Raw genomic sequence first — 10,791 nt, 5'->3', positions numbered from 1 at the left:
CGCCGCCACCGCCCCGCCGGCCATCGCGCCCGCCAAGCCGTCGGAGGCCCCCAAGGCCGAACCCGCCCGCCCGCGCCCCAACGGCGGCGGGGCGGAGCATGCCGGGCTGACCAGCCACACCATCCGCGTCGATCTCGACAAGATCGACCGGCTGGTCAACATGGTCGGCGAGATGGTCATCACCCAGGCGATGATCGCGGAGCATGTGCGCGACCTGCCCCCCGGCGAGTTCCAGGAGCTTCTGGAAGGGCTGGAGCAGCTCGCTCAGCACACCCGCGAGCTGCGCGAGAGCGTGATGTCGATCCGCGCCCAGCCGGTGTCCAGCGTCTTCTCCCGCATGCCGCGGCTGGTGCGCGAATGCGCCGCCACGACGGGCAAGGAGGTGCAGCTCGTCACCAGCGGCGAGACGACGGAGGTGGACAAGACGGTGGTGGAGAACCTCGTCGATCCGCTGACCCACATGATCCGCAACTCCATCGACCACGGGCTGGAAAGTCCGGACGAGCGCGAGCGCATCGGCAAGCCGCGCGCCGGCACCGTGCATCTGTCGGCGCAGCACCGCTCGGGCCGGATCGTCATCGAGATCACCGACGACGGGCGCGGCATCAACCGGCCCAAGGTGCTGTCCAAGGCCATCGAGAAGGGTCTCGTCCAGCCGGGCGCCAGCCTGTCGGACGAGGAGATCGACAACCTCATCTTCCTGCCCGGCTTCTCCACCGCCGATCAGGTGTCCAACCTGTCGGGCCGCGGCGTCGGCATGGACGTGGTGCGGCGGAACATCACCTCGCTCGGCGGGCGCATCGGCGTCTATTCCACGCCGGGCGAGGGCTCGCGCTTCGTGCTGTCGCTGCCGCTGACCCTGGCCGTGCTCGACGGCATGGTGATCTCGGTGGGCGAGGAGCGCTTCGTCCTGCCGCTGACCAACATCGTGGAGAGCCTGCGCCCCAAGGCGGCGGACCTGCACGGGCTGGTCGGCAAGTGCGACGTGATGATGGCCCGCGGCGAGTATGTCCGGCTGGTCTACCTGCACCAGCTGTTCGGCATCCCCGGCGCCGTCGCCGACCCCACCCGCGCGCTGGTCGTGCTGGTGGAGACGGAGGACGGCTCCCGCCTCGGCCTCGTCGTGGACGAGGTGCTGGGCCAGCAGCAGGTCGTCATCAAGAGCCTGGAAGCGAACTTCCGCCGCCTCGACGGCGTGGCCGCCGCGACCATCCTGGGCGACGGGCGCGTCGCCCTGATCCTGGACGTCGCCGGCCTGCGCGAGATGAGCCGGCACATGGAATCCAGGGCCCCGCGTCCGCCGTCCCCGGCGGTGGCCGCGCTGCCCGCACCCGCACTCGAACCGGTCTGAGGCCACAGCGATGAGCAGTTCCACCGCGCTCGCCACCGTCGGCGGCACCCGCACCGACGTCATGTCGGTCAACGCCGCCGAGGAGCAGTACGTCACCTTCACCGTCGGCAGCGAGGAGTACGGCGTCAACATCCTGTCGGTCCGCGAGATCCGCGGCTGGACGCCGGAAAGCCGCCTGCCGAACCTGCCGGACTATGTGCGGGGCGTCATCAACCTGCGCGGCATCATCATCCCCATCTTCGACCTGCGCGCCCGCTTCGGCGGCGGCGCCACGTCGGTCACCAAGCGCCACGTCGTGGTGGTGATCCAGATCGGGGAACGCACGCGCGGCATCCTGGTGGACGCCATCTCCGACATCCTGGCGATCGGCCACGACGCCATCAAGCCGCCGCCCGACGTGGACGGCGGGATGGTCGACGCCGAGTATCTCAGCGGCCTCTACACCGCCGACGACCGCATGGTCACGCTGCTCAGCGTCGAGAAGCTGTTCTCCGTCGAGAACGGCGAGCTGGACGCCGCGGCGAAGGCCCTGCCGGCGCTGGAGCGGGCGTCCTGAGCGGCGGGCACCCCCGATACGCCCATCAGGGCGCCGCCGGGGGGTGCGTCATGTCGCGGCTTTTCACAAGGGCAGGTTTCAAATACGGCTGACGCCGGCACAACACGGCGGGCAAGGGGGATTGTATGGCGAAGGGCGTCAGTTCGTTCGTTGGGGCGATGGGCATCTCGAAGCGGCTGTGGCTGGCCTTCGCACTCCTGCTGGCCCTGCTGGCCGCGCAGGTCGGCGCCGGCCTGCTGAGCATCCGCAGCCTGAACGGCAGCGTCGATGCGGTGCTCGCCAGCTCCGAACTCGCCAGCTTCGCCAAGGAGCTTTCCGCCCGCCTCGCCAACCAGCGCATCCACGGGCGCGACTATCTGGTCTCCGGCGACCCCGCGGCCCTCAACCGCCAGCGGACCCTGCGGGCCGAGTTCGACCAGGCGATGACCGCCCACGGCGCGGCCATCCAGCGCTCCACCCAGGCGTCGGCCTTCGCCGAGCTGACGCGCCTGCACACCGAATACCACACCCAGTTCGAGGCGATCCGGGTCATCCGCGAACGCTACGACGCGGCCATCCGCCAACGCATGGACCCGCTGGGCACCCAGCTCAACGAAACGCTGGAGCGCATCGTCCAGGGCGCCGAGGCCACCGGCGACAAGGACGCCGCCCTGATCGGGGAGGAGATGGAGAAGCACTGGGTGCTCACCCGCCTCTTCGCCAACCGCGCGCTCGGCATGCGCGACACCGCCGCCCCGGCCCTGATGGAGAAGAATCTGGGCGAGATGCTGGAGCATGTGCGGGAGGCGCAGGCCCTGCTGACCGAGCCCCGTCTGGCCGCCCTGCTGCGCGAGGTCGCGGAGCGGGCGCCGGGCTACCGCGTCGCCTTCCGCGACGCCATCGCCGCCGACCAGGAGATCGACCGTCTGCGCGCCGAAGTGGTCGCCAAGGTCGTCACCGCCCTGAACACCACGCTGGAATCCATCGGCGCCGCGATCCAGGGCGAGCAGAAGGGCATCGAGAAGCAAGCCGAGGAGGAGGTGCGGAGCAGCCTCGTCCTGTCCCTGGCGCTGGGCGGCCTGTCGCTTCTGCTGGGCATCGCCGCGGCCCAGGTCATCGCCCGCTCCATCACCGGCCCGGTCCAGGGCATCCGCAAGGTGATGACCGACCTGACCGACGGCCATCTGTCGGTCACCGTCCCCCACACCGACGGGCGCGACGAGCTGGGCGACATGGCCCGCGCCGTCGCCGCCTTCAAGGAGGACGCGGTGACCGCCGTGCGGGCCGGGATCGCGCTGGACCGCGTGTCGTCCTGCATCATGACGGTGGGCGAGGACGGGACCGTCACCTACTGCAACGCCGCCGCCCTGGCCATGTTCAAGGCCGCCGAGGGCGACCTGCGCCGCGCCCTGCCGGACTTCGACGCCGCCGGGCTGATCGGGCGCTCCCTGGATGCCGTCGACACGGAGGCGCCGCGCCTGCGCAACAGCCTCGCCGGCCTGACCAGCCCCTACAAGGGCATGGTGAAGGCGGGGCGCCGCAGCTTCGAGATCACCGCCGGCCCGGTCACCGGTCGGCACGGCGAGAAGCTGGGCCTCGTCGTCGAATGGCGCGACCTGACCGCCGAGCTGTCCATCGAGGCGGAGATCGCCGGCATGGTGGACAGCGCGGTGCGCGGCGACTTCACCCAGCGGATCGCGCTGGACGGCAAGACCGGCTTCTTCCGGCTGGTCAGCGAGGGCATGAACCGGCTGGCCGGCAACATCTCCGGCGTGACCGAGGATCTGGCCGCCATGCTGGAATCGCTGTCCCAGGGCGACCTGTCGCGGCGCATCGACAAACCGTACGAGGGCGTGTTCCTGCGCCTGAAGGACGATTTCAACGGCACGGTGGAAAAGCTGTCGGAGATCGTCCGCCGCATCAACGGCGCCGCCGAGTCCATCGCCGCGGCCAGCCGCGAGATCGCCGACGGCAGCCTGGACCTGTCCGAGCGCACCGAGCAGCAGGCGTCCTCGCTGGAGGAGACGGCGGCGAGCATGGAGGAGCTGGCGGCCACCGTCCGCTCCAACGCCGACAACGCCCAGCAGGTCAACAGCTTCGCCAACGACGCCCGCCGCGCCGCAGAGAAGGGCGGTCAGGTCGCCGCCAGCGCCGTCGAGGCGATGCGCGGGATCGAGCGGTCGTCGCAGAAGATCTCCGACATCATCGGGGTGATCGACGAGATCGCCTTCCAGACCAACCTGCTGGCGCTGAACGCGGCGGTCGAGGCGGCGCGGGCCGGCGACGCGGGCCGCGGCTTCGCCGTGGTGGCCCAGGAGGTGCGCAACCTCGCCCAGCGCTCCGCCCAGGCGTCGAAGGAGATCAAGACCCTGATCCTCGACAGCGGGACGCAGGTGAAGGACGGGGTGGAGCTGGTCCGCTCCGCCGGCTCGTCGCTGACCGACATCGTGGCGGGCATCGCGCGGGTCGCCGACCTCGTGTCGGAAATCGCCCGCGCCACCGCCGAGCAGGCGTCCGGCCTGGACGAGGTGAACACCGCCGTCGCCCAGATGGACGAGATGACCCAGAAGAACGCCGCCCTGGTCGAGGAGAGCACCGCCGCCGCCCGCTCGCTGGAAGAGCAGGCCGGGCAGCTCCGCCAGCAGATGGCCTTCTTCTCCCTGAACGGCGGTCCCGGCGGTCAGGCCGGCGGCGCGTCCGAGCTGGCCCGCCACGTCCAGTTGATCGAGAACACCAAGATCGACCATGTGACCTTCCGCGAGAACGTGCTGAAGGCCGTCCAGGGCCGCGGCGACGCCACCGCGGACCGGCTGGCCGACCATCACGGCTGCCGGCTGGGCAAATGGTACGACACGGTGAACGACGCCGCCGTGCGCTCCAGCCCGGTCTTCGCCCAGATCGCCGAGCCGCACGCCCGCTTCCACGAGGCCGGAAAGCGTGCGCTGCGCGCCCATGAGCAGGGGGATTCGGCGGCGGCGGCCCAGGCCCTGGCCGATCTGGAGCGGCTGTCGGGCACCGTGCTGGGCCTGCTGGACAAGCTCGCCGCCGATGTCCGGGCCAAGGCCCGCGGACGGGCGGCATGACCACGGCACCCGCCCCCGCCTCCGCACCGCCGGACCGCGCCGCGGCCGCCGCGGCGGCGTCCGGCCGGCGGGAGTTCCCGTTCGAGCGGCGGCACTTCGACTTCATCGCCCGCATGCTCTACCAGCTTGCCGGGATCGCGCTGGCCCCGCACAAGATCGAGATGGTCTATTCCCGTCTCGCCCGGCGGCTGCGCGACCTGCGCCTGCCGGACTTCGACACCTATTGCGCCCTGCTGGAGAGCGAGGAGGGGGCGAACGAGGTCGGCTTCCTGGTCAACGCGCTGACCACCAACCTGACCAGCTTCTTCCGCGAATCGCACCATTTCGACTTCCTGGCGAAGAAGGCCGTTCCGGAGATGCGCGCCCGCCACGCCGGGGAATCCTCCCACCCGCGGCTGCGCATCTGGTCCGCCGGCTGCTCCTCCGGGCAGGAGCCCTACACCATCGCCATGGTCCTGGCCTCCAGCTTCGGGCCGGAGCTGCGGCGCTGGGACGCGAAGATCCTGGCGACCGACATCGACACCCACATGGTCGACACCGCCCGGCGCGGCCTCTACGCCGCCGATCTGGCGGACAGCATCCCCGCCCCCTTGCGCGACCGCTACACCCGGCGCCTGCGCGACGACGGCGAGGCCAAGGTGGCGATGGAGGACGAGCTGAAGCGGCTCATCACCTTCAAGTCGCTGAACCTGCTGGAGCCTTGGCCCATGAAGGGGCCGTTCGACGCGATCTTCTGCCGCAACGTGCTGATCTATTTCGACCGCGTCGGGCGGACCCAGGTCATCGGCAACTTCGCCCGCATGCTGGAGCCCGGCGGCTACCTGTTCCTCGGCCATTCGGAAAGCCTGTACGGCGTGTCGGACCGCTTCCGCCAGACCGGCCCCACCATCTACCGGAGGCTGTGACGCATGACCGCTTTTGCAAGCCGTCGCGCGGCGGACGCCCGGCAGACCGGCGGCTACTTCCACCCGCAGTTCCGCGCCCACACGATGAAGGTCTTCCTGGGCCACCATCTGATCAGCGACCGGTCGGACGTGATGATGGTGACGACTCTGGGGTCCTGCGTGGCCGCCTGCGTCCACGACCCGGCGACGGCCATCGGCGGCATGAACCATTTCCTGCTGCCCGAGGTCCCGGAGTCGGAGGACGGCGGCGCCGGGGCGGCGGCGCGCTACGGTTCGGTCGCCATGGAGCGGCTGATCAACGACCTGCTGTCGCACGGCGCCCAGCGCGGGCGGCTGGAGGTGAAGCTGTTCGGCGGCGCCCGCGTCATCGATTCCAGCTTCGACGTCGGCCAGCGCAACGCCGCCTTCGCGCTCGACTATGTGCGGCGGGAGGGGCTGAAGCTGGTCGGCCAGGATCTGGGCGGCGCCTCGGCCCGGCGCATCCACTATTTTCCCCACAGCGGCAGGGCCATGCGCAAGATGCTGCGGCCCGAGGCGCTGTCGGAGACGGCGAACCAGGAACTGCGTTTCCGCACCACCCTCCGGCAGCAGCCGATCGAGGGCGACGTGGAATTGTTCGGAGAGGACTGAGCCATGGCACGCTCCATCCGCGTCGTGATCGTGGACGACAGCAGCCTGATGCGGGAGATGCTGAAGGCGATCATTTCCGAGGAGCCCGGCATCGAGGTGGTCGGCGTCGCCCGCGACCCCTACGAGGCGCGGGAGGTCATCAAGCATACCAACCCCGACGTCATCACGCTGGACGTGGAGATGCCGCGGATGGACGGGCTGTCCTTCCTGGAGAAGATCATGACCCTGCGCCCGACGCCGGTCGTCATGGTCTCCTCCCTGACCCAGGAGGGGTCGGAGGCGGCGATCCGCGCGCTGGAGATCGGGGCGGTGGACTGCGTGGCCAAGCCCGACGGCTCCGAGGGCCACGGCTTCGAGGCCATGGCGCACGAGCTGGTCGGCAAGATCCGCGTCGCCGCCACCGCCCGCCTGTCGATGCGCCGCCCCCAGGCGGCGGCCTCCACCCTGCCGACGCCGCGCCGCGCCGGGTCGGGCACCCGCTTCATCGCCATCGGCGCCTCCACCGGCGGGGTGGAGCGCATCCGCGACGTGCTGGCCGTCATGCCCGCCGACTGCCCGCCCATCGTCATCACCCAGCATATGGGGCCCAGCTACGTCCCCAGCTTCGCCGCCCGGCTCGACCGCATCTCCCCGCCGTCGGTGGAGGTCGCCACCCAGGGCGCCCGGCTGGTCCAGGGCAAGGTCTACATCGCCCCCGGCGACCGGCATCTGGTGGTCATCCGCGACGCCCAGGGCTATTCCTGCCACATCCAGGACGGGCCGGCGGTCAGCGGCCACCGCCCGTCGGTGGACGTGCTGTTCTCCTCGGTCGCCAAGGCGGCGGGGGCGAACGCGGTGGGGGTGATCCTGTCCGGCATGGGCCGCGACGGGGCGTCCGGCATGCTGGCGATGCGCGACGCGGGGGCCTATACCATCGGCGAACAGGAATCGAGCTGCGTCGTGTACGGCATGCCGCGCGCCGCCCGGGATGCCGGGGCGGTCGCCGTCGAACTGCCGCTGGCGCAGATACCGGCCGAGATGCTGCGCGCGTTCGACGCCATCGGCGAACACCGCACGCGCGCGAACTGAGGAGCAGCACCATGTCTTTCTACGGCCGCGCGCCCCGCCTGGAAGCCGGACCGGAACCGCAGGAGCCGGACCCTTCCGGCAACGGCAGCCATCCCGGGAACGGCCTGTCCGACGTCGGTGAGAAGATTCCGCTGTCCGGGGAGCTTCTGGCGACCTGGATGGGCTACGCCGACGTCCAGCGCCGCACGCTGGAGGCCATCCAGAACGAGCTGACCCGCACCTCCTCGACGGTGGAGGGCGCCACGCTGGACCTGTCCGACCGCTTCCGCGAGCTGGCCGAGAAGGCCATGCAGCAGTCCGAGCGGGTGGAGCAGATCGTCAGCATGGCCGGTTCCGTCTCCATCGATGGGGAACGGGTGCCGATGGACCAGCTCGTCACCGGCATGCAGCAGATGATCGCGGACATGATCACGAACATCGTGACCCTGTCCCGCCACGCCATGAGCATGGTCTATCTGCTGGACGACGTGCAGAAGGACGTGTCGGAGCTGGAGAAGTCCATCGGCGACATCGACGCCATCAACCGCCAGACCAACTTCCTGGCGCTGAACGCCACCATCGAGGCGAGCCGCGCCGGCGAGGCCGGCCGGACCTTCGCCGTGGTCGCGCAGGAGGTGCGCCACCTCTCCCGCTCCACCGGGGCGCTGGCCGACCGCATGCGCTCCAAGGTCACCGCGGTGGTCAAGGGCGTGCGCAACGGCCACGACATCCTGCGCCAGATCGCCGACACCGACATGTCCCCCCAGATGCTCGCCAAGGAGCGGGTGGACAAGACCATGGAAAGCCTGGTCGACCAGACCAACCATTTCCAGGCGGTGCTGGAGACGGCGGCGACGGTGTCCTCGGACATGTCCTCCACCATCAGCCACATGGTCACCGGGATGCAGTTCCAGGACCTGACCAAGCAGCGGCTGGAGGCGATCAACGACAGCCTCGCCATCATGGCCGAAGGGCTGAACGAGCTGGAAAACCGCACCCGCGTCGAAATGCCCGCTTCCTTGGGACCGCAGGTTCCGCAGGAATGGCTCGACGAACTGCTGGGCCGCTTCAAGCTGAGCGAGATGCGCCAGCGCTTCGTGCGCAGGCTGTTGCTGGAAGGGACGGCGCTGGACGAGCATGGCGCGCTTGACGTGGATGCCGGCCAGGACGACAGTTCCGGCGGCGATATCGAACTTTTCTGAGACCGAGGGATTTTCTGGAATCCCCGGCCTGTCTTGCTCCATTGTGGCGTGGTCTCCAAAAGACCACCCGCCCCCATGCCCCTTCAGGAACACCCTTCAGGAACACCGGACCGATGGACTACGGAATTGAGGACAAGGAGCAGGAGACCCTGGTTCGGTTGCGCGGTCGCCTGACCTTCAACGACCACGCCAAGCTGCGCGCCCTGATCCGCGAGATGCTCCAGAACAGGGCGAAGCGCCAGGTGCTCGACCTCTCCACTCTGGAGTTCGTCGATTCGGCGGGGATCGGCATGCTGCTGATCGCGCGGGAGGAAATGGCGAACGCGGACAAGCAGCTCGTCCTGCGCTCCGCTGCCGGGCAGGTCAAGCGCGTGCTGACCGTGGCCCAGCTCAACAAGATCGTAACGATCGAGGATTGATCCCCTTGGTCCCCTCCCCCACCCACGTCGCCGCCCTGCATGGCCTGGGCGTTCCGCCCGACCGGCTTGAACGGCTGTCGGCGGCGCTCGGGCTTCCGTTCTGGCGGCCCGGTTCCCCGGCGGGAGAGGGTTTCGGCCCGTCCGTGCTGCTTCTGGTGGGCGACGTCGACGCCGTGGAGGCGCCGGACTTCTGGCGGCGTCCCTTCGGGGCCTGGATCGAGGTCGCCGGCCTGTCCGACGCGCAGGTGGTGGAGGCCGCGCGCCGCGCCGTCCGCGCCGACCTGTTCGCCTGCGTGACGACGGTGGCGGCCAACCGGCTGCATCTGGCCGGGCGGATCCTGAACGGGCTGGCCGCCCTGCACCCCATGCCGGAAACCCAGCGCGACGACATGGAACTGGCGCTGCACGAGGCCATCAGCAACGCGGTGGTCCACGGCAACCTTCAGGTCGAGGGCATGAAGGGGCTGAGCGTGGAGGCGCTGGAGCGCTTTTCCCACGATCTGGCCGCGCGCATGGCCGACCCCGCCTTCGCCGGCCGCCGGATCGAGGTGGCCGCCTGGCTGGAGAGCGCCGCGGCGGTGGTGGAGGTCGCCGACGAGGGAACCGGCTTCGACCGGCCGGAGCGGATCGACTACGGCGCCTCGGGCCGCGGGCTGGACCTGATCGCCGCCATCGTGGAGGAGCTTCAGCTTCTCGACGGCGGGCGCCGCATCCGCATGAGGTTCCCCCTCTGATGGACGACGCCATCGCCGCCTGCCGCATCCTGGTGGTGGACGACACCGACTTCAACCGCACACTGATCGGCGCCCTGCTCAACGAAGCCGGATTCCACAACATCGCCTACGCCAAGGACGGCTTCGACGCGCTGGCCCAGATCGAAGCCGAAACGCCGGATCTGCTGATCCTCGACATCATGATGCCGGGGATGGACGGGTTCGAGGTGTGCCGCCGCCTGCGCGCCGACCATGCCTACGCCGACCTGCCGGTGCTGGTGCAGACCGCCCTGTCGTCCAGCGACGACCGCAACCGGGCCTTCGCCGCCGGCACCACGGACCTGATTTCCAAGCCGCTGGACCGGACGGAGCTGGTCGCCCGCGTGCGCATCCACCTGGAGAACCGGGTGCTGATCCGCAACCTCCAGACCTACCGCGCACGGGTCGAGGGCGAGCTGGCGATGGCGCGTTCCATGTACGATCATCTTCTGCCTTCCGCCGCCCTCCGCGCCTCGCTGAAGGAAAGCGCGGGGGTGACGCTGCGGTCCCACACGGCGCTGTCCTCCGACATGGGCGGCGACCTGTGGGGGGTGCTGCCGCTGGCGGGCGGACGGTTCGGGCTGTTCCTGCTGGACATGGCCGGGCGCGGCGTGTCGGCGGCGCTGAACGCCTTCCGCATGCACACGCTGATCCACGAGCTGGCGCCGCTTCTGGGCGAACGGCCCGGCGATTTCCTGACCGAGCTGAACGAACGGGCCGTCTGCCTGCTGGAGCTTGGGCAGCACGCCACGGTGATCTACGGCGTGGTCGATGGCGCGGCGGAGCGCTTCACCTACGCGGCGGCGGCGGCGGCCCCGCCGGTGCTGATCCCGCCGGGCGGCGCGGCGCTGGCCTTCGGCGAGGGCG

Annotated in this window: 10 protein-coding genes; all 10 read left to right on the top strand. The window is 70.2% G+C overall.

The features are described from left to right. The coding region (locus tag QSG27_RS24570; protein WP_306710795.1) for a chemotaxis protein CheA at positions 1–1,351 on the top strand (1,351 nt) is incomplete at its 5' end. Positions 1,352–1,361: 10 nt separating this feature from the next. Further along, entirely contained in the window at positions 1,362–1,907 is a 546-nt protein-coding gene (locus QSG27_RS24565) for a chemotaxis protein CheW (RefSeq protein ID WP_306710794.1), read from the top strand. A gap of 125 nt (positions 1,908–2,032) precedes the next feature. Next, positions 2,033–4,969: a methyl-accepting chemotaxis protein gene (locus tag QSG27_RS24560; RefSeq protein WP_306710792.1), complete on the top strand. Its 2,937-nt coding sequence runs from the start codon at positions 2,033–2,035 to the stop codon at positions 4,967–4,969. Beyond that, a complete protein-coding gene (locus tag QSG27_RS24555) occupies positions 4,966–5,874 on the top strand; it encodes a CheR family methyltransferase (RefSeq protein WP_306710791.1) in 909 nt (302 codons plus the stop codon). The genes QSG27_RS24560 and QSG27_RS24555 overlap by 4 nt, the downstream gene beginning before the upstream one ends. Positions 5,875–5,877: 3 nt before the next feature. After that, positions 5,878–6,504, top strand: coding sequence for a chemotaxis protein (locus tag QSG27_RS24550; protein WP_306710790.1), 627 nt, complete (start codon positions 5,878–5,880; stop codon positions 6,502–6,504). 3 nt (positions 6,505–6,507) lie between these two features. Further along, the gene (locus QSG27_RS24545; protein ID WP_306710789.1) at positions 6,508–7,572 is read left to right on the top strand and encodes a protein-glutamate methylesterase/protein-glutamine glutaminase; all 1,065 of its coding nucleotides are present in this window, start codon (positions 6,508–6,510) and stop codon (positions 7,570–7,572) included. Positions 7,573–7,583: 11 nt separating this feature from the next. After that, the gene (locus QSG27_RS24540) at positions 7,584–8,753 is read left to right on the top strand and encodes a methyl-accepting chemotaxis protein (protein WP_306710786.1); all 1,170 of its coding nucleotides are present in this window, start codon (positions 7,584–7,586) and stop codon (positions 8,751–8,753) included. Positions 8,754–8,866: 113 nt separating this feature from the next. Continuing rightward, positions 8,867–9,172 (top strand): STAS domain-containing protein, encoded by a 306-nt coding sequence (locus QSG27_RS24535; RefSeq protein WP_306710785.1) that lies wholly within the window; start codon positions 8,867–8,869, stop codon positions 9,170–9,172. A gap of 5 nt (positions 9,173–9,177) precedes the next feature. Then, on the top strand, positions 9,178–9,906 hold the full coding sequence (locus tag QSG27_RS24530) for an ATP-binding protein (protein ID WP_306710783.1): 729 nt from the start codon (positions 9,178–9,180) through the stop codon (positions 9,904–9,906). Continuing rightward, on the top strand, positions 9,906–10,791 hold an 886-nt coding region (locus tag QSG27_RS24525; RefSeq protein ID WP_306710781.1), incomplete at its 3' end, for a response regulator. The genes QSG27_RS24530 and QSG27_RS24525, both read left to right, overlap by 1 nt.

This window comes from Azospirillum isscasi (assembly GCF_030849505.1).
GTDB lineage: Bacteria > Pseudomonadota > Alphaproteobacteria > Azospirillales > Azospirillaceae > Azospirillum > Azospirillum isscasi.
Note: the sequence above shows the minus strand (reverse complement) of the source record. Positions and strands in the feature narration are given on the sequence as shown.

What these genes read in the sequence shown, in the direction of transcription:
- QSG27_RS24545 (WP_306710789.1), top strand. Translation starts at nt 6,508, where the DNA reads ATGGCACGCTCCATCCGCGTCGTGATCGTGGACGACAGCAGCCTGATG.
- QSG27_RS24550 (WP_306710790.1), top strand. Translation starts at nt 5,878, where the DNA reads ATGACCGCTTTTGCAAGCCGTCGCGCGGCGGACGCCCGGCAGACCGGC.
- QSG27_RS24565 (WP_306710794.1), top strand. Translation starts at nt 1,362, where the DNA reads ATGAGCAGTTCCACCGCGCTCGCCACCGTCGGCGGCACCCGCACCGAC.
- QSG27_RS24535 (WP_306710785.1), top strand. Translation starts at nt 8,867, where the DNA reads ATGGACTACGGAATTGAGGACAAGGAGCAGGAGACCCTGGTTCGGTTG.
- QSG27_RS24540 (WP_306710786.1), top strand. Translation starts at nt 7,584, where the DNA reads ATGTCTTTCTACGGCCGCGCGCCCCGCCTGGAAGCCGGACCGGAACCG.
- QSG27_RS24555 (WP_306710791.1), top strand. Translation starts at nt 4,966, where the DNA reads ATGACCACGGCACCCGCCCCCGCCTCCGCACCGCCGGACCGCGCCGCG.
- QSG27_RS24560 (WP_306710792.1), top strand. Translation starts at nt 2,033, where the DNA reads ATGGCGAAGGGCGTCAGTTCGTTCGTTGGGGCGATGGGCATCTCGAAG.